Here is a 17,232-nt window from a genome sequence, read left to right as displayed (position 1 = left end):
GCCGTCCCCCGTTGTCGCCGTGCCTGTGGTCGAGGACGACCGTATTGGACGGCGCGCCGTGTGGGAAGCCGGAGCCGCGTCCGGCGGGGAGCCGCCGAGCCCGCCGGACGCGCGCTCAGTTGACGCCGGCGAGCGACTGGACGCCGACCGCGCCCTGCTCGCCGAGGGCGCGCAGCAGCGCCAGGATCGCGCGGTTCAGCGGCACCGGCACGTCGTGCCGATCCGCCGCGCGCACCACGGCGCCGGTGATGAGGTCGTGCTCCACCGCCCGGCCCGCCAGCCGGTCGTACAGCATCGACGTGCCGCTGTGCGGGTGCATCGCGCTGTACAGGTCCAGCGTCTGGTCGACGTCGGACATCGCCAGCCGGGCGCCTTCGGCCTGGCCGGCCAGGACGGCCTCGCCGAGCAGGCCGCGCGCGAGTTCGCGCAGGTCCGGCTGTTGCAGCACCCCGATCCGGCGCAGAGTGAGCGCCGTCAGCGGGTTGGCGGCGAGGTTGGTCATGAGCTTGCGCCACGCGGCGGTGGTGAAGTCGGCCTCGCACACCACGTCCACGGCCGAGCCGTGGAACAGCCGGGCCAGATCGGCGCCGGCCGGGCCGGACGGGACGACCAGGCGGCGCCCCCAGCGGTGCTGGATGTGCTCACGGGACAGGCGCTCGGCCGCGATGTAGACCAGCGCCGGCACCAGTTCGCCCGCGGCGAGCAGCGGGCCGAGGCGTTCCTCGTGGTCGACCCCGTTCTGCAACACCACCACCCGGGTGCCCGGTCCGGTGAGGTGCCGGATCCAGCCCAGCGTCTGGTGGGTGTCCTGGGCCTTGGTGGCGATCAGCAGCCAGTCCATCCGCGCACCGAGCGCCTCCGGCCGGGTGGCCGAGGGCAGCCGCACCGTGCGGCGCGCGCCGTCGCGCTCCACCGTCAGCGCGCCCAGCGGCCTGCGGACGCACAGGGTCACCTGGTGGCCCGCGGCGTGCGCGGCCTCCGCCACGATGCCGCCGATGGCTCCGGCGCCGACCACGGCCACCCGCTGGGGTCTGTCCAGCGGCTCCCGGCCCGCGGCGCCAGTCAACACGTCGACCGTCGACTCCGTCATCGCGCCCTCCATCAGAAGGTCCCGGTGGGTCTCACCGGTCCGGTTCGATGCTCCGGGGAGGGTGTTGCGTGATCGTCACCGAACGTGGACGGCGGCGTTAACTGGCGAACTCACCAGATATCCGGACGGATCGGACCAGGTGTCCGTGGGCGCCCGCCGCGGCCCGGCACGGCGGGCCGTCCCGGCCGGGGGAGCGGCCGGGACGGAAGACGTCGGCGGAACCGCCCGGCACCCGTTACCCTGCCGTCCGTGAGCACCGAATCCGCACCCCCGACCCTGCACGACGTGACCTCGGCCTTCGAGCGGATCTACGATCCCTCGTGGGCCGCCTCCTGGGACGCGGTCGGCCTCGTGTGCGGCGACCCGGCGCAGCCGGTACGGCGGGTGCTGTTCGCCGTCGACCCGGTCGCCGAGGTCGTCGAGGAGGCGGTCGCCTGGGGGGCGGATCTGGTCATCACCCACCACCCGCTGCTGCTACGCGGCGTGACCAGCGTCGCCGCCACCACGCCCAAGGGGCGGCTGGTGCACCGGCTGATCACCTCCGGTGTCGCGCTGTACACGGCGCACACCAACGCCGACACCGCGCACCCCGGCGTGTCGGACGCGCTGGCCGCCGCCGTGGGACTCACCGGGCCGCTGCGCCCGCTCGACCCGGACCCGGCCGACCCCGAAGGGCGGCGCGGCATCGGCCGGATCGGCACCCTCGCCGAGCCGGTGACACTGCGCTCGTTCGCCGAACGCGCCGCCGCGGGACTGCCGCGCACCGCCGCCGGCCTGCGGGTCTCCGGAGACCCCGACCGCGAGGTCCGCACGGTCGCGGTCTCCGGCGGGGCCGGCGACTCGCTGCTGGGCGCGGCCCGCGCGGCGGGGGTCGACGTCTTCCTCACCTCCGACCTGCGGCACCACCCGGCCTCGGAGTTCGCCGAGCACGGCGACGTCGCCCTGGTCGACACCGCGCACTGGGCGAGCGAGTGGCCCTGGCTGGCCGACGGCGCCGCCCGCCTGACGCACGCGCTGCGGGACGCAGCCACTAACGTGGAGATCCGCGTATCAACGATCGTGACGGACGCCTGGACCCAGGCGTTCGGGCGTCCCGATCACCCGGTCTCGTAGCCGCCCAGTCGTGACCGCCCCGGCCGGCCCCGCTACGTAAGGAACTGAGGACAAGTGAAAGCTGAAGCCGTCCACCAGCGCCGCCTGCTGGACCTGCAGGAGCTGGACACCACGCTGGCGCAGATGAACCACCGCGCACGCACGCTGCCGGAGATCGCGGAACTGGAGCGCCTGGACGCCCGCATCGCCGAACTCCGCAACGCGCTCGTCGTGGTCGAGACCGAGCTGGGCGACCTCGGCCGCGAGCAGCGCAAGGCCGAGGCGGACGTGGACCAGGTGCGCACCCGCGCCGAGCGCGACAGCCGACGGCTGGAGGCCGGGCAGGTGAGCTCGCCGAAGGAACTGGAAGGGCTGCAGTCCGAGATCGCCTCGCTGCAGCGCCGCCAGGGCGAGCTGGAGGAGATCGTGCTGGACGTGATGGAACGCCGCGAGACCGCGGAAGCCCGCCGCGCCGAGCTGGCCAAGGATCTGGCGACCGCCGAACAGGACCGCGCGGTCACCGAGGAGCGCCGCTCCACCGAGATCAGCGCCATCAGGGCCGACGCGGCCACCGCCCGCGACCGGCGCACCCGGGTCGCCGGGGAGATCCCGGACGACCTGCTCGCCCTCTACACCAAGCTGCGCGACCAGTACGGCGGTGTCGCCGCGGCGCCGCTGCGGTACGGGCGGTGCGAGGGGTGCAAGCTCGCGCTGAGCACCGCCGAGCTGGGCGAGATCCGCGCCGCGCTCTCCGACGAGGTGGTGCGCTGCGAGAACTGCCGCCGCATCCTCATCCGCACCACCGAGTCGGGGCTGTAGTGCGGCGGACCGGACGGACGGCCACGCGGGCCCGGTGCGGGCGCGGACGGGGAGGACGGCGATGAGCAGGCGGTTCGTCATCGAGGCCGACGGCGGCTCCCGGGGCAACCCCGGGCCGGCCGGGTACGGCGCGGTGGTGCGCGACGCCGACAGCGGCGAGCTGCTGGCCGAGGTCGCCGAGTCCATCGGCCGGGCCACCAACAACGTCGCGGAGTACCGGGGGCTGATCGCCGGCCTGGAGGCGGCCGCCGGGATCGACCCCGGCGCCGAGGTCGAGGCGCGGATGGACTCCAAGCTCGTGGTGGAGCAGATGTCCGGCCGCTGGCGCGTCAAGCACCCCGACATGCAGCCGCTGGCCCGGCGGGCCCGCGACCTCGCCACCGGCTTCCCGGCCGTCCGCTACACCTGGGTACCGCGCGCCCGCAACGCGCACGCCGACCGGCTGGCCAACGAGGCGATGGACGCCGCCGCGCGGGGCCGGTCCGGAACGATCACCCGGACCGCGCGGCCCGAACCACCGGCCCGGCCCGAACCCGCCGCCCGGCCGGCGGCGACCGAAGGCCGGGCGGACACGACCGACCTCGGATGGGGCGCCCCGGAGACGGCCGCCACCCGGCTGCTGCTGCTCCGGCACGGCGAGACCGCGCTGTCCGCCGAGCGGCGGTTCGCCGGAGTCGGCGACGTCGCGCTCACCGACACCGGCCACGAGCAGGCGGAGGCGGTGGCGCGCCGGCTGGCCGGGCACACGGCCGCCGTCGACGTGATCGTCTCCTCTCCGCTGCGCCGCGCCGCCGACACGGCCGCCCGCGTGGCGAAGGAGCTCGGCCTGCCGGTGGGAGAGGCCGACGCCCTGCGCGAGACCGATTTCGGCGAGTGGGAGGGGCGCACCTTCGCCGAGGCGCGCGAGCGCTGGCCCCGGGAGCTGAACCGGTGGCTGGCCGACCCCGCGGCGGCACCGCCCGGCGGCGAGAGCTTCGCGGCGGTGGGCCGCCGGGTCGCCGCCGCCCGCGACGCCCTGCTCGCCCGCCACCCGGGCCGCACCGTCCTGGTCGTCACGCACGTGACCCCGATCAAGGTGCTCGTCCAGCAGGCGATGCTGGCGCCGCCGCAGGCGCTGTACCGGATGCACCTCGACGTCGCCTCGCTGACCACGATCGACTGCTACGCGGACGGTCCCATGGTGGTGCGGTCGCTGAACGACACGGCGCATCTGCCCGGCCGGTAGACTGGATCGGCGCGGAGGAGTCGGCCAGGCGGTCGCGGCGCCGTACGGCGTCGAGGAAAGTCCGGACTCCACAGGGCAGGGTGGTCGGTAACACCGACCCGGGGCGACCCGCGGGAAAGTGCCACAGAGAACAGACCGCCACCCTCGCGGTGGTAAGGGTGAAACGGTGGTGTAAGAGACCACCAGCGGCCGGAGCGATCCGGCCGGCTCGGTAAACCCCACCCGGAGCAAGGTCAAGAGGGGGACCCCCGGGTCCCCTGCGCGAACGTTCGAGGGCGGCCCGTCCGATGTTCGCGGGTAGACCGCACGAGGCCGGCGGCAACGCCGGTCCCAGATGGATGACCGCCCGGTCCGGTCGGACCGACAGAATCCGGCTTACCGGCCGACTCTTCCGCCGCCGCTCCCCGGCCTGCGGTGCGACCGTCGGCAGGCCGCTCCGTTCCTCGTCCGTACCCCGGGGAGAGGTCCCCGTTCCGGTTCCCCGCGTACCGGCCGTGCCGGCCGCTCACGCCCGCCGAATTCCGCGGCGAGCGGTCCGATGGCTGCCGAATCCGCTTCCGCAGGCCGTCGCTGTGCGTCGAATCGGCCACCTGACGAAATCCGGTAGCCGAAGCCGCTCCCTGTGGTCCCCGCTGGAGCCTCACGGCGATAATGCCGCGTGAAGACGGACGGTCGCATGGCCGCTCCGGACGGTGATCGGGGTGGCGCCGGCGTCGCCGGGGCGCACCGGTCCGGACCTCGCGGGGGCGACCATGCGGCCCGGGGCACGGGGAGGCGGCCGATGATGCGGAAGGTGTTCGACAGCCGGGACTTACCCGAGGCGGAACGGGTACCCGCGTGGAGGGAGGTCACGGCGAGCGCCCTGGTGCCCCACGAGATCGAGGGCGATCCCGGCGCGGAATTCCTGGCCACACTGCGCGCGGTCCGGCTGGCCGAGGCCCAGGTGACCGGGCTGATGTATTCGACGCTGACGTCCCGGCGGTCGGCGAAACTGATCCGGAGATGCGATCCGCAACTGTACGTGGTGTGCCTCATCCTGGGCGGCCGCCAGACCATCGTGCAGGAACACCGCGCCGCGCCGCTTCGCGGGAACGACCTCGTGCTGTACTCCTCCTGGCACCCCTACCAGGGCATCGTGGAAGCGCCGTGCGGCGGAGCGACCTCCGTCGTGGTCCAGTTTCCCCGGGAGTGCCTGCCGCTCCCCGCCGACCGGGTCAGCCGGATCATGGCGACCCGGCTGACGGGGCGGGAAGGCGTCGGCGCCATCCTCGCGGGGTGTCTCACCCGGCTCGCCACGGAGACCGGCCCTTACCGGCCCGCGGACGCCCAGCGGCTCGGACCGGTGCTCCTCGACCTGATCACGGCGTGGCTGGCCCACCACATCGAGGAGGAGGCGCGGACCCCGGCCGAGACCCGCGAGCGGGTCCGGTTCCTGGAGATCCAGGCGTTCATCCTCCGCAACCTCGGCGCGGCCGACCTTAAGCCGTCCACCATCGCCGCCGCCCACCACATGTCGCTGCGATCGCTGCACCGCCTTTTCCAGCGGAACGGAAACGGCGTCACCGTCGCCGAGTACGTCCGGTCCCAGCGCCTCACCCGCGCCCGGCGCGATCTCGCGGACCCCCGGAACGCCGGCCGTCCCGTCCAGGCGATCGCCGCCCGCTGGGGCTTCTCCCGTCCCGCCGACTTCACGCGCGCTTTCCGTTCGGCATTCGGCCCCACCCCCACCGAGTACCGTCACGCGTGCCTGCGGGTCGGCGCCCAGCGCTAAGAAGCCGGCGCGCGATGCGAAGGACGCGCCCGTGCGCGGCTCCCAGAATGGCCGGTGAGCACCAGGGAACCGGTGATCGGCGGAACGGGAGCAACGGATCCTGTCAGGGCGGCGCCTGGGTACGCGTGTACGCCCGGGGCATCGGCTGGAGCAACTGGGTGTACCACGCGAGCAACGCCCGGATCGACGTTCCCAGCGGGAACCCGGTCACCCAGTCCCAGCACAAGGGGTGCCAGAACTGCCGGGTCTACACGCTGACGCCGTAACGGCGTCGCGGCGCCCACTTCCGGTCAGGCGACCGCCACCGGGCGAACCGCCGATACCGGCCCCCTCCGCGCCCGGAACACGGTGTGATGGTCACAGGTCATCCCAGGCGCGGGTGCGGGGCCGGTCCGGTGGCGGACGCGCCGCGGCGCCCGGCCGGCGCCGTGCCGGGCGTGATTCGGCCGCCGGGCGGGCGGTTCGATGGCCCTCCGGCGCGTCGGCGGGCCGGAAACGCCGCTAGATTGGGGGAAGCCGCGCCGCGCACCGCCGACGCCGGTGGCGGGGCGGTGCCAGACGTTGCCGGCGGTGAGGGACTCCTGATGACCTGGCTTCTCATGTTCGGGCTTCCTGTCGTCGCGATCATCGTGATCATCGGGTTCGCCGTGTACCAGGCGTCCCCCGTCACGCAGGACGAGCGACCGGAGCCGATCGACAAGGACGACGAGGGCGACGAGTAGCGTCCACGGCCTCCCCAGGCCGGGACGCCGGACGGCCGTCAGGGCGAGGTGGGCGGCGGGTCGGACCGGTCCGTGACGGGTACGTCGCCGGAGGGGCGCGGCCGTGGGACGGTGCCCGAGGGCACCGGGAGGAACCGCTCCCGCCGCTCGTCCAGTACCTGCACCCGGGCGGTCTCCAGGTCGAAGTACAGGCCGGTCAGCTCCAGGCGTCCCTCCTCGTACCGGCGGCGCACCGCCGGATAGCCGAGCAGGTGCTCCAGCTGCTGCACGACGTTCAGCCGCCCGAGCCGGTCCACCCGTTCGGCGGGCGGCAGCGACGCGGAGAGATCCGGGAACCGCGCCAGCGTCGCCGCGCCGTGACGCAGCCACCGTGCCACGTGGGCCGTGTCGGAGTCGCCCGCCTCTGCCGGGACGCCCTCCAGCAGCGCCTGCATCGCGCCGCAGTGCGAGTGCCCGCACACCACGACCGCCGGGACCTCCAGCACCGCCACCGCGTACTCCACGGCCGCTCCCACCGAGGCGTCGTGCGCCCGCGACGCCCGAGGTTCGTGCGGCGGCACCAGGTTGCCCAGGTTGCGCAGGGTGAACAGGTCACCGGGCCCGCTCGCCGTGATCACGTTGGGCACCACGCGGGAGTCGGTGCAGGTGATGAACAGCGCCTGTGGGCGCTGGCCGCTCGCCAGCCGGCTCAGCAGCGGGCGCATCGGCGCCGCGGTGCTCTCGTGGTAGTCGCGCGCACCGGCCAGCAGCAGGCCGGAGACCCGCGCGTCGCCGCCGGTCTCGCGCCGCATCGCCCACGGCGCCCACCAGCGGAGTGGCGCGGGCGGCAGTGTCTTCGCCGTGGGCGGCGTCCGGTTCGACGCGCGCTCATACCACTTCTCGTGGATCTCGTCGATGTCGACCGCGCCGCCGGTCCGCTCGTGGTCCAGCCGCCAGGCGTGGACGGCCTCGAAGGCGGCGTGGTCCATGAAGTCCACGTTCAGGTCGAGGTCCACGGAGGTTCCGGCGGGGATCTCGCGCAGGGCCCGGGCCACTCGCGGGACGCCGAGGAAGGTGAGCGAGCCCCGCACCACCACGTGCCAGCGCCCGGCCCGATCCTCGGTCCGCACGCTCAGCCGGGCCAGCCGGCGCAGCGCGAGCAGCGCGGCCAGCGCCAGCCCCACGAGCACGCCTTCGAGCAGGCCGAGCACCACCACTCCGGCCAGCGTGACGAGGTGGACGCCGGCCTCCCGGTGCCGCCGCAGGTCACGCAGGCGGGCCAGGTCGACCATCTGCACGCCGACGAAGACGAGCAGTCCCGCCAGGGCGGCCATGGGGACGAGTTCGACGACGTTGGCGAACAGCCCGACGAAGGCGAGGATCCACACCCCGTGCAGGATCGCCGCCAGCGGGGTCCGGCCGCCGGCCCGGGCGTTGGCGGTGCTGCGCACGATCACCCCCGCCACCGGCAGCCCCCCGAGCGCGCCGCTGGCGACGTTGGCGGCGCCCTGCCCGGCGAGTTCCCGGTCCAGCCGCACCCGCCGTCCGTCGTGCAGCCGGTCCACCGCGATCGCGCACAGCAGCGACTCGACCCCGGCGACCAGCGCAACGGTGACGACCCCGACCGCCACTCCGTGCAGGTCGGCCAACGCGGGCAGTGCGGGCCCGCTCCACGCCTCCGCGAGCGAGTCCGGCAGCGCTACCCGTTCCACCGGACGGCCCACCCCGGCGGCCACCGCGGTCGCCGTCACCACCGCCACGAGGGCGGCGGGGAGCAGCCCGGGCCGCAGTCGGCCCAGCGCTGGCAGCCGGGACCACACCAGCATGACGGCGATCGTGGTCAGACCGACGAGCAGGGACGGCCAGTGCGCCGCGGCGAGCCGACCGGGGAGTTCGGTGAGGTCGGCGAGCGCCGAGCCGTGCGGTGCGCCGCCGAGCAGCACGTGCGCCTGGGCGACGGCGATGGTGACTCCCACCCCGGCCAGCATCCCGTGGATCACGGACGGCGAGATGGCGAGCGCGGCGCGCGCCACCCGGCAGGCGCCGAGAGCGAGCTGCACCACCCCGGCCAGCAGGGTGATGAGGCAGGTCACCCGCCACCCGTAGGTGTGCACGAGGTCGGCCACGATGACGGTGAGGCCGGCGGCCGGCCCGCTGACCTGGACCGCCGATCCGCCGAATGCCGCGGCGACGACCCCGCCGACCACGGCCGCGATGAGCCCCGCGACCAGCGGCGCGCCCGAGGCGACGGCGATGCCGAGGGACAGCGGCACGGCGACGAGGAACACCACGAACGAGGCGCCGAGGTCACCGGCGAGGGTGCGCCGCAGCCGGGCGCCGACGGGTGGGGGAGCGGACTCGGGCGGGCGCGTTTCGGGCATGCGGAGCTCCAGGATCAGGGGGCGGGCCGCGCCGGGGGTGCTGCCGCGCGGACGCGGCGGGCCGCCGCGTGCCGGAGCGTTTACCTGGTGGTCTCTCCCGGCTACGTAATGTCATCAATCCTGGTTATCGGCGATCATTCGTCAAAGTGACCTTGATAACCGTTATTGGCGGAACTCTGCGGACTGATGCCGCGTTGCCGGGCGCCACACGTACAAGAAGGGGCGAGACGCTGGTCAGCGCCTCGCCCCTGAGCCGTGTCCGCCACCGGGTGGCTAACGGTACCGGCCGTCACCGTATCCGTAACCGCCCGAATCGTAGGGGGGCGGATCCTGCTCCGGATAATTCTGGTCACCAGGTCGGCCGGGCTGCGGCTCGCCCGGCCCGCCCGGGCCTGGGCGGAACGACGGCCACTCCCCGGTCTGCGGGCCGCCGGGGCCCCCCGGTCCGAAGCCGCCGGTTCCGGGCGGGGGTCCCCCCACCGGTCCCGGCTGATCCGGCCGGTAGTCGCCGAGCACGTCCCGGTACCCGCCCGCGGGCGGGGTCGCGGGCGCGGGGGGCTGGGCGCCGCGCATGCCGGGGTACTCGCCGGTGCCGTAGTCGGAGCGCGAGTAGCCGCCGGTGTCGAAGGCCGCGCGGTTGTGAGCACCGGTGGTGAAGGGTGAGGGGCCTCCTCCGGCACCCGGGCCGCCCGCCGGCGGCGCGGCGCCGAACGACGGCTGCTCGCCGGTGCCCTGGGCCCAGCCCGGCTGCTGCTCCCACGCCTGCGGGCCGCCGCCCGCGCCGGTTCCGAAACCGTCGGGGCGCGGCGGGTCGAGCGGTCCCGGGTATCCCGGCCCCGGCGGCAGCGCCGGTCCGCCGGCCGGCGGCGTCCCCGGCACCGGGGGACCGCCTGCGGGCGGGGTCGCGGGTGCGGGGGGCTGGGCGCCGCGCATGCCGGGGTACTCGCCGGTGCCGTAGTCGGAGCGCGAGTAGCCGCCGGTGTCGAAGGCCGCGCGGTTGTGAGCACCGGTGGTGAAGGAGGACGGCGGCTCGAAGCCGCCTCCCGCCGGCGCCCCTCCGGGCGGCGTGCCCGGGAACGCCGGGGAAGCCGGGGAGGCCGGTGCCGCGGGCGGCCTGGGCGCCCCGCCGTCCATGCTCGACCAGATCGGCGACCCGGGGTCGGACTCGGCGGCCGGGGTCCGGGGGAACGCCGGATCGCTCAGCGGGTCCGCACCGCCGAGGGGGTCGGACGACGGGGACAAGCCCGGGCTCAGCGGCGAGCGGCTGTGGGAGCCCGTGTCGTAGGAGGAGCGGGTGTGGTTGCCGGTGTCGTAGGGGCCGGGGTCGAGGGGGGAGCGGTTGTGGCTGCCGGTGTCGAAGGAGGACCGGGTGTGCGAGCCGGTCTCGTAGGACGAGGGCAGCGGCGCCCCTGGGTCGAGCGGCGAACGCGCCGCCGCGCCCGTGTCACCGGCCGCCGGCCGTCCCGGATCGGTGGTGGGGCGGTAGCCCGGCCCCGTCGTCTCCGCGGGGGACCCCAAGGGGTCGCGGGAGAACGAACCGGAGTCCCAGGCGGTACCGGAGCGGCTCGCCGACGCACCGCCCGGCGGGTTCCACGCCTGGGTGGCCGATAGCGGGTCCGCGCTGCGCGGCCCGGCACCCCCGCGCGGGGACGGCGCGCCCAGCGGGTCGTCCAGCGGGGCCGCGCCCAGCGGTTCGCCCGCGCTCGGTGTGCTCGGCCCGCCCGTGGGCGGAGTGGACGGGGCCGGGGAGCCGGCCGGCTCCGGGCCGTTCTGGCCGAGGCTGGCGAGCACCGCGAGTCCCGGATCGGCGGGCGCCTCACCGGCCGGTGCCGCCGCCGCGGGCTCGGCGGTCTCGGAGCGCCCCCGGCGTCCGCGCGAGCGGGGCACCGGGTCCTCCTCATAGAGGTCGTCGTAGTCCTCGTCGCGGACGGCCGCCATGGCCGCGGTCGACTCGTTGCGGGTGTCGCGGCGCCCCGGCCGGACGTCGCCGTCCTCGTCGTCCTCGTCCCGGTCGTCCCGGCCGCCGGCGCGGCCACTGCGGCCGCCGCCCACGGGTTCGTCGTCGGACAGGCTGGACCAGAAGTCGTTGTCGGACAGCCCGTCGGAGTCGTCGTCCCAGTCGTCGTCCCGGTTCCGGCGGGAGCGCGAGCGGCGCGAGGACCGCGGCGCGTCGTCGCCGCGTGAGCGGCGTCCGCTCCGGCCCCGTGCGGCCGGCTTGTCCTCCGGCTGCTCGTCGGCGGCGCGGTCGTCGTCCCAGTCGTCGTCGGCGGCACGTTCGTCGCGGTCCGCCCGGCCGGATCGTCGGGCCCGCCGGGATCGGGTGTCCGGTTCGTCGTCCTTGCCGGAGTCCTCGCCGTACTCGTCTTCGTCGTCGTAATCGTCGTAGTCATCGTCGCGGGCGTTGTTCGCGCTCAGCGCGCGCATGCCCAGGATGATGAGCATCAGCACGACGAGGACGACGATGACGGCAATGAGCGCAATGATCATGGTGAACGCACCACCCTAGGCCCCATGGCCTTGTAGAGGACAGAGGTGCCACCGGCGGTGGTGATGTGACAGGCCGGTGTTGAGCCGTGCGGGCGGCCGGCGCCGTGGCGCTGTGCGGCGGCGCGCTCGAAAAGTCGCCGCCCGTCCACACGCAACGGGCGCTGTCGCGCACGGCGGTTGTCCAGGTTTTCCGTGATGTGCGGCCGCTGTGTGCGGGGTGCGGGCCGCCCGCGTGGTCCGCCGCAGCGGCGGGCGTTCGGCACCGCGCCCGGTCCGTGGGGTCGCCGGCCGTGAGTGCCCCCGGAACGCCCGCCGGTCCCGTACCGGAGAGTCCGTCCGCCGCGCACCGCTGCGTTCCCGATCGCCGGCGAACCCGCGGTGGCGCACGAAGACAGCATTACGGACATCAGGAAAGAAGTGGGGGGCACGGCCCCACTTTATGCATAGTTGCGTGCCGAGTGCAGGGGGAGACGGCGGCCTTCTCCCGAGGCTGCGCACGGCGAGATGTCGTGAAGTTCCGGATATGTACCGGCGTGTAGAAGAGTGTCGCGTGGTGCATTTCACCCCCCAGTAGCGATGAGACGTCCGCGGGCCAGCGTACGCGCGGCGATCGCACCGAGCGCCTCGTCCAGCGGAGCCCCGTCGGAGAGCGGGACGTCCTCACTGAGCGCGTACACGGTGAACCGGTACTCGTGATCCTCGTGCCCCTCCTCCGGGCACGGCGGCTCGTAGTCGGCGTCCCCCGCGCTGTTCTGCGCCTGGTGCGCCGGCTGCGGCACGCTGCCCTCGGGCAGTTCGGGGTTCTCCGGGTCGAGACCGAAGACCGTCCAGTACACCCGCGCGCCGCCGGTGGCCTCGGTGTCGTCGACCAGGACGGCGAGCGATTCGGTCTCCGGCGGCAGCCCGGACCACCGCAGCGGCGGGGACACCCCCGCGCCCGCGCAGGTGTAGCGCTCCGGGATCGTCTCGCCCTCACGGATCATCGGGCTGGTCACGGTGATGTCGTCGCTGGTCGGCGCGTTGGCCCCGGTGGGCAGCACCCCGCATCCGGTGACCACGGCCATGAGCACGGCGACCCCGCCCGTCGCGGCGGACGTACGGCGGCCTCCCCGGTGCCGGGAGGCGGGCGAGGCGGGACGTGGGACCGGAAACATGGGGCTCCTGCGCAACGGGCGATCGGTGGTTGCTTGGCGACCTCGCCGGCCCGGGGGCACCGGCCGGGCGCGCCGTCCGGCGCCGCGGTCGCTCCTCCGGCGAGTTCCCACCGAACCTTACTGCGGTCCGGGTGCGGATGAACCCCGGACAGGGGAGTGTCGCGCCGCGGCAACGGTACCGCGCGCCGGGGCGCCCGGGTGCCGCGGCGCCCGCGTCCGCCCGGCCGGGCCTGCGCCGCGCGGGGCCGCAACGGGCGCCCGCCCCGCCCCCTGCCGGGCGTCCACCACCCGCCAAATCGGTTGGTCGCCGGGCCCGCGCATCGGCGACCATGGATCCGTGCGCTTCTCCATCCTCGGGCCGGTGACGGTTCACGACGACGCGGCGCGGGCCGTCGCCGTCGGCGGCGCCCGGCTGCGCGCGCTCCTCGTGCTGCTGCTCCTCGACCCCGGGCGCACGGTCGGCACCGAGCGCCTCATCGAGGGCATCTGGGGTGGCGACGCGCCCGCCGGGGCCGGTAACGCCCTGCAGGCCCTCGTCTCCCGGCTGCGCCGTCTCCTCGGCGCCGCCGCTCCCGTCGTCACCGACGCCGCCGGATACCGGCTGGACATCGATCCGGGCCAGGTCGATCTGTGGGAGTTCCAGGAGCTCGTCGAGCGCGGCCGCGCCGCCCACGCCGCGGGCAGGCCGCGCGAGGCGCTGCGCGCGCTGGACGCCGCCCTCGCGCTGTGGAACGGTCCCCTCCCGGCCGATCTCGCCGGCCTCGACGAACTGCACAGCGTCCTGATCCGGCTCGGCGAACTCCGGAACACCGCCGTCGAGAAGCGCCTCGCCGCCGCGCTCGACCTCGGCCGGCACGCCGAGGTGCTGCCCGACGCCGAGGCGCTCGCCGCCGAGTGGCCGTTGCGCGAGCAGCGGGTGCGGCTGCTCATGCGCGCTCTCGCGGGGTGCGGCCGGCAGGCCGACGCGCTCGCCGCCTACGAGGCGCTGCGCCGGCGGCTCGCCGGCGAATTCGGCACCGACCCCGCCGCCGAGACCCGGGAACTCCATCTCCGCCTGCTCCGCGGCGAACTCGACCCGGCCCCGGCCGTCCCCGGCGGGCCGGGGACGGCCGGGCGCGGCGCGGCCCCGACCCGGCTGCCGTCCCCGCTCACCAGTTTCGTCGGGCGCGACACCGAGCTGCGGGACACCGTCGAATCGCTGCGCCGGCAGCGCCTGGTCACGCTCATCGGGCCGGGCGGCGCCGGCAAGACCCGGCTGTCGATCGAGGCGGGCTCGCGCTTCGCCGAGCGGCACGCCGGGCTCGCCGCGGACGGCGTCTGGTTCGTCGAGCTCGCATCGCTCAGCGAGGCCGGTGAGGTCGCCCAGGCGGTGCTCGGCACGCTCGGCCTGCGCGAACGCGCCGTCATCGGGCTGCGCGGCGCCGCGCTCGCCGACGACCCGCTGTCCCGGCTCACCGGCGCGCTCGCCGGGCAGCGTGTGCTGCTCGTCCTGGACAACTGCGAGCACCTCGTCACCGAGGTCGCCCGGTTCACCGAGCGTCTGGTCGCCGAGTGCCCGCGGGCACGGGTGCTCGCGACGAGCCGCGAGCCGCTCTCGGTCCCGGGCGAGCGGCTGGTGCGGGTCTCCTCACTGGCGCTGCCGCCGAAACGGGTCAGCGCCGAACGCGCGCTCGACTACCCGTCGGTCCGGCTGTTCGCCGAACGCGCGGCCGCCGCGGGCGGGGGTTTCCGGGTGCACGCCGGCAACGTCGCGCACGTGGCGCGGGTCTGCCGCGAGCTGGACGGCATGCCGCTCGCCCTGGAGCTGGCCGCCGCGCGGGTGCGGGCCATGCCGCTCCCGCAGCTCGCGGCGCGGCTGTCGGACCGCTTCCGGCTGCTCACCTCCGGCAGCAGGTCCGCGCTGCCGCGGCACCAGACGCTGCGCGCGGTGGTCGACTGGAGCTGGGACCTGCTCGGCGCGCGGGAGCGCGCGCTGCTGCGCCGGCTCTCGGTGTTCGCGGGCGGCGCCACGCTGGAGGCGGTCGAGCGGGTCTGCGCCGATTCCCCGGGCGGCGCCGGCATCGGCGGCCAGGACGTGTGGGAGCCGCTGTTCGCCCTCGTCGACAAGTCACTGGTGGTGGCCGACGAGGCCATCGACGCCACCGCGGCCCCGCGCTACCGGATGCTGGAGACCGTGCGCGCCTACGGGGCGCGGCGGCTCGCCGAGGCCGGCGAGGCCGATTCGCTGCGCCGCGCGCACGCCGAGTACGTGCTGGACCTGTGGCGCGACGGCGACCCCCGTCTGCGCACCGGTGAGCAGGCGGAGTGGCTGCCGCGGCTGCGGGCCGAGCACGACAACCTGAACGCCGCGTTGCGGTGGGCGGTCGACCAGGGCGCAACGACGCTGGCGCTCGACATCGCCCACCACGCGCAGTGGTACTGGGCCATCGGCGACACGCTCACCGAGGGCGGCCGGTGGAGTGCGGAGATCGTCCGCCTGGCGGGCGACCACCCACCGGACGGCCGGCTCGTCGCCTACGCCGAGTGCCTCGCCGCCCGGACCCTGTGCGACCTGCGCGGCCCCGGATCGCCCGAGAGCCTGGGCCGCGCGCTCGATGTGCTCCGGGCGGGCGGAGAGCGGGCTGAGGAGCACCCCTATCTGCTCATGGTCCCCGTGTACATGGGGATGCTGAGCGGGGAGATCGAGAAGACGACCGACCACCTGGCCGGGCTTCCGGACCACCCCGACCCGTGGCAGCGGGCGTTCACGGCGGCGCTCACCGGAGTGCTCGCCGCGCAGTGCGGCCGCACCCGGCTGGCCGAGCGCCGCTTCCGGTCCGCGCTCGACGGGTTCCGCGCGCTCGGTGACGCGTGGGGCGGCTGCCAGGCACTCGCCGGGCTGGCGGAGATCGCCCATTACGGCGACTTCGAGCGCGAGCGGGAGCTGCTGACGGAGGGCGTCGTGCTGGCCGAGCGGCTGGGCCTGCGCGACCACGCCGTGATGTTCCGGGGGCGGCTCGCCGTCTCCACGGCGCTGTCCGGCGACACCGCCCGGGCCCGGGAGCAGGTCGCGGCGATCCGGGAGGCGGGGCTCAAATGGCAGCACCGGCTGTCGGTGACCTTCATCGAGGCGCAGGTCGACCGGCTCTGCGGCGACCTTCCGGCCGCACGCGGCAAGCTGGCGGCGGCGATGCGGCAGGCCGCGGAGATGGGGGAGTTCGTTCGTACGCAGGCGTTCCCGCTCTCGGCGGTCGCCCGGGCCCGCGTCGAGCTCGACGCCGGTGACACGGCGCTGGCCCGCCGCCTGCTGTCCGCCGCCTGGCATGCCCCCGGACCGCTGCGGGACTCAGCGACCCAGGCCGCGATCCTGGAACAGCTGGCCGAGCTGGCCATCGCCGCCGGCGAACCCGAGAGCGCGGCGCGGCTGCTCGGCCACGCCGACGGTGCCCGCGGCGTGCCGAACCGCACGGTGCCCGCCGTCCTCGCGGTGCGGGACGCCGCCCGCGCGCGGCTCGGCGAGGCGCGGTTCACCGAGCTCCACCGGCGGGCCGAAGCCGCCACCGGCGAGGAGCGCGCGGCCGCCGTGGAGCGCTGCATGGCCGCCCGGCCCGAGGCCACCGGCGACCGGAGCGGGTGACACCGCCGGCGCCGCCCGCTCCCGTCACCGCTAGGACCGGCGCCGGTAGGCGCGGGTGGCCAGGGGGAAGAACACCGCGACCAGCCCCACGGTCCACACCACGGTCCACAGCAGCGGCTCGGCCACCGGACCGCCCAGCATGAGGCCGCGCATCGCGTCGGTCACGTGGGTGACCGGGTTGACCTGCGCGAACGCCGACATCCAGGACGGCATCCGGTCGGTCTCCACGAACGTGGAGCTGCCGAAGGTGAGCGGGAACATCCAGATGGAGCCGAAGATGTTCACCGCGGTCGCCGAGCGCAGTGCCAGGCCGACGAAGGCCGACAGCCAGCACAGTCCGAACGCGAACAGCAGCACCACCGCCGCCGCGCCCACCACGCCGAGCACCCCGCCGGGCGGGCGGAAGCCGATCGCCGTGGCGACGAGCAGCACCATGATGACGGTCAGCAGGTAGCGCGTCATGTCGCCGAGGATGGCGCCGATGAGCGGCGCCGAGCGTGCGACCGGCAGCGAGCGGAAGCGGTCGAAGATGCCCTTCTCGATGTCGGTGTTGAGCGAGACCCCGGTGCCCACGGTGGCGAAGATGACCGACTGTGCGGTGATGCCGGGGATGATGAAGTCGCGGTAGGTCCGCCAGTCGCCCATCATCGCCTCGCCGAACACGAAGACGAACAGGCCGACGAACATGATGGGCATGAAGGTCAGGCCGAGGATCTCCGCGGGATTGCCACGGATCCGCAGCAGGCTGCGCCAGGTGAGCAGCAGTCCGTGCCAGACCGCCGTCACCGGGGTGACGCGGTCCGGAATCCGGGGAATGGCCGGGCTCGCGGGCGATTCGGCCGTGGCCGTCATCGGGTACCTCCGAGAGGACTCCGCCGGTGGCGGGACGAGATGGG

Annotated in this window: 11 protein-coding genes, 1 other RNA gene and 1 pseudogene; 8 read left to right on the top strand and 5 right to left on the bottom strand. The window is 75.1% G+C overall.

What is annotated here, in order from left to right; translation table 11 throughout:
* Positions 1-115: 115 nt before the first annotated feature.
* Positions 116-1,117: pseudogene (locus ACFQRF_RS06550) on the bottom strand (2-dehydropantoate 2-reductase); the annotation flags it as partial.
* Positions 1,118-1,339: 222 nt separating this feature from the next.
* On the opposite strand from ACFQRF_RS06550, the gene ACFQRF_RS06545 reads away from it, so the two are divergent.
* From ACFQRF_RS06545 to ACFQRF_RS06515, 7 genes are all read left to right on the top strand, one after another.
* A complete protein-coding gene (locus ACFQRF_RS06545) occupies positions 1,340-2,203 on the top strand; it encodes a Nif3-like dinuclear metal center hexameric protein (protein WP_379869667.1) in 864 nt (287 codons plus the stop codon).
* Between the two features lie 54 nt (positions 2,204-2,257).
* Positions 2,258-3,001: a zinc ribbon domain-containing protein gene (locus ACFQRF_RS06540; RefSeq protein ID WP_379869665.1), complete on the top strand. Its 744-nt coding sequence runs from the start codon at positions 2,258-2,260 to the stop codon at positions 2,999-3,001.
* Positions 3,002-3,062: 61 nt separating this feature from the next.
* Positions 3,063-4,226 carry a bifunctional RNase H/acid phosphatase gene (locus ACFQRF_RS06535; RefSeq protein ID WP_379869663.1) on the top strand — a complete coding sequence of 388 codons (1,164 nt, stop codon included), beginning with the start codon at positions 3,063-3,065 and terminating at the stop codon, positions 4,224-4,226.
* Between the two features lie 16 nt (positions 4,227-4,242).
* Positions 4,243-4,620: RNase P RNA component class A (gene rnpB, locus ACFQRF_RS06530), an RNA gene on the top strand.
* Positions 4,621-5,007: 387 nt separating this feature from the next.
* Positions 5,008-5,997 (top strand): AraC family transcriptional regulator, encoded by a 990-nt coding sequence (locus ACFQRF_RS06525; protein ID WP_379869662.1) that lies wholly within the window; start codon positions 5,008-5,010, stop codon positions 5,995-5,997.
* Between the two features lie 47 nt (positions 5,998-6,044).
* On the top strand, positions 6,045-6,263 hold the full coding sequence (locus tag ACFQRF_RS06520; protein WP_379869660.1) for a hypothetical protein: 219 nt from the start codon (positions 6,045-6,047) through the stop codon (positions 6,261-6,263).
* Between the two features lie 318 nt (positions 6,264-6,581).
* On the top strand, positions 6,582-6,719 hold the full coding sequence (locus ACFQRF_RS06515) for a hypothetical protein (RefSeq protein ID WP_379869659.1): 138 nt from the start codon (positions 6,582-6,584) through the stop codon (positions 6,717-6,719).
* A 38-nt stretch (positions 6,720-6,757) separates the two neighbouring features.
* Here the strand turns inward: ACFQRF_RS06515 and ACFQRF_RS06510 are convergent, their stop codons facing one another.
* The 3 genes from ACFQRF_RS06510 to ACFQRF_RS06500 all read right to left on the bottom strand — a co-directional run bounded on the left by ACFQRF_RS06510 (position 6,758) and on the right by ACFQRF_RS06500 (position 12,720).
* Positions 6,758-9,079, bottom strand: coding sequence for a SulP family inorganic anion transporter (locus ACFQRF_RS06510; protein WP_379869657.1), 2,322 nt, complete (start codon positions 9,077-9,079; stop codon positions 6,758-6,760).
* Positions 9,080-9,352: 273 nt separating this feature from the next.
* Complete coding sequence (locus ACFQRF_RS06505) at positions 9,353-11,566, bottom strand: hypothetical protein (RefSeq protein ID WP_379869655.1); 2,214 nt, start codon at positions 11,564-11,566, stop codon at positions 9,353-9,355.
* A 560-nt stretch (positions 11,567-12,126) separates the two neighbouring features.
* Positions 12,127-12,720, bottom strand: a complete 594-nt coding sequence (locus ACFQRF_RS06500; RefSeq protein WP_379869653.1) for a YbhB/YbcL family Raf kinase inhibitor-like protein — start codon at positions 12,718-12,720, stop codon at positions 12,127-12,129.
* A 337-nt stretch (positions 12,721-13,057) separates the two neighbouring features.
* Here ACFQRF_RS06500 and ACFQRF_RS06495 point away from each other — a divergent pair, with 337 nt between their 5' ends.
* Positions 13,058-16,336 (top strand): AfsR/SARP family transcriptional regulator, encoded by a 3,279-nt coding sequence (locus tag ACFQRF_RS06495; RefSeq protein WP_379869652.1) that lies wholly within the window; start codon positions 13,058-13,060, stop codon positions 16,334-16,336.
* 30 nt (positions 16,337-16,366) lie between these two features.
* Here the strand turns inward: ACFQRF_RS06495 and ACFQRF_RS06490 are convergent, their stop codons facing one another.
* A complete protein-coding gene (locus tag ACFQRF_RS06490) occupies positions 16,367-17,188 on the bottom strand; it encodes an ABC transporter permease (RefSeq protein ID WP_379869650.1) in 822 nt (273 codons plus the stop codon).
* Positions 17,189-17,232: the final 44 nt, after the last annotated feature.

This window comes from Marinactinospora rubrisoli (assembly GCF_042664915.1).
Taxonomy (GTDB): domain Bacteria; phylum Actinomycetota; class Actinomycetes; order Streptosporangiales; family Streptosporangiaceae; genus Marinitenerispora; species Marinitenerispora rubrisoli.
The sequence above is the reverse complement of the archived record's forward strand: the minus strand, read 5'-3'. Positions and strand labels throughout refer to the sequence as shown.

Coding starts and splice junctions, on each gene's coding strand:
- ACFQRF_RS06515 (WP_379869659.1), top strand. CDS start 6,582: ATGACCTGGCTTCTCATGTTCGGGCTTCCTGTCGTCGCGATCATCGTG.
- ACFQRF_RS06510 (WP_379869657.1), bottom strand. CDS start 9,079: ATGCCCGAAACGCGCCCGCCCGAGTCCGCTCCCCCACCCGTCGGCGCC.
- ACFQRF_RS06520 (WP_379869660.1), top strand. CDS start 6,045: ATGGCCGGTGAGCACCAGGGAACCGGTGATCGGCGGAACGGGAGCAAC.
- ACFQRF_RS06490 (WP_379869650.1), bottom strand. CDS start 17,188: ATGACGGCCACGGCCGAATCGCCCGCGAGCCCGGCCATTCCCCGGATT.
- ACFQRF_RS06500 (WP_379869653.1), bottom strand. CDS start 12,720: ATGTTTCCGGTCCCACGTCCCGCCTCGCCCGCCTCCCGGCACCGGGGA.
- ACFQRF_RS06505 (WP_379869655.1), bottom strand. CDS start 11,566: ATGATCATTGCGCTCATTGCCGTCATCGTCGTCCTCGTCGTGCTGATG.
- ACFQRF_RS06525 (WP_379869662.1), top strand. CDS start 5,008: ATGATGCGGAAGGTGTTCGACAGCCGGGACTTACCCGAGGCGGAACGG.
- ACFQRF_RS06535 (WP_379869663.1), top strand. CDS start 3,063: ATGAGCAGGCGGTTCGTCATCGAGGCCGACGGCGGCTCCCGGGGCAAC.